The sequence below is a fragment of the Streptomyces alkaliterrae genome (assembly GCF_007097205.2).
GTDB lineage: Bacteria > Actinomycetota > Actinomycetes > Streptomycetales > Streptomycetaceae > Streptomyces > Streptomyces alkaliterrae.
Genome location: NZ_VJYK02000651.1, coordinates 1 through 801, shown reverse-complemented (window position 1 = coordinate 801; position 801 = coordinate 1). Strand labels below are relative to the sequence as shown.

Annotated in this window: 2 protein-coding genes; one reads left to right on the top strand and one right to left on the bottom strand. The window is 77.4% G+C overall.

Annotated features, from left to right (window positions below):
• Positions 1-196, top strand: a 196-nt coding sequence (locus tag FNX44_RS27335; RefSeq protein WP_194362481.1) for a hypothetical protein, incomplete at its 5' end; no start/stop codon positions are given.
• A 108-nt stretch (positions 197-304) separates the two neighbouring features.
• Here FNX44_RS27335 and FNX44_RS27330 read toward each other — a convergent pair.
• Positions 305-769 carry a GatB/YqeY domain-containing protein gene (locus tag FNX44_RS27330; protein WP_153507803.1) on the bottom strand — a complete coding sequence of 155 codons (465 nt, stop codon included), beginning with the start codon at positions 767-769 and terminating at the stop codon, positions 305-307.
• Between the last annotated feature and the right edge of the window lie 32 nt (positions 770-801).

The window sequence follows — 801 nt, the reverse complement described above, 5'->3', positions numbered from 1 at the left end:
CGGCACCCCCTGGCCGCCCCCCGGCTTCATCGGCGGCGGCACCACGGGCGGCACCACCGGCGGCACCACGGGCGGCACGACCGACGGCAGCACCGGCGGCACGACCGGCGACACATCGGGCGGCTGGACCGGCGGCAACCCCGGCGGCTGGACCTCCGGCGGCGACGGCGAGCCCGGCTGGCCCGCGCCGCGCTGACGCAAACGGTCGGGGCCCCGGCCCGGCTTCCGCCGGCCCGGGGCCCCGACCCGCTCTCCCGCCTCTCTCGCGCGCTCACTCTCCCGCGCGCTCGCTCGCGCCGCGGCGTCAGCCCGCCAGCGCCCGCTTCACGGCGCCGGCCACCCGGCCGCCCTCCGCCCGCCCGGCGACCTTCGGGTTCACGATCTTCATCACCGCGCCCATCGCCCGCGGACCCTCCGCGCCACCGGCCTTCGCCTCGGCCACCGCGTCCGCGACCAGCGCCGCCAGCTCCTCGTCGGTCAGCTGCTTCGGCAGGTAGGCGGCCAGCACCTCGCCCTCCGCGCGCTCCCGCTCCGCCTGCGCCGCGCGACCGCCCTTCTCGAACGCCTCGGCGGCCTCCCGGCGCTTCTTCGCCTCCCGGGCGATCACCTTCCGCACCTCCTCGTCGGAGAGCTCGCGGGCGGACTTCCCGGCGACCTCCTCCGTCGTGATCGCGGCAAGCGTCATCCGCAGCGTCGCCGAGCGCAGCTCGTCGCGCTCCTTGATCGCGGCGGTCAGGTCGTCCTTGAGTGTGGACTTGAGCGTGGTCATGCCCTCAGTCTGCCGCACCCACCACCCAGCCC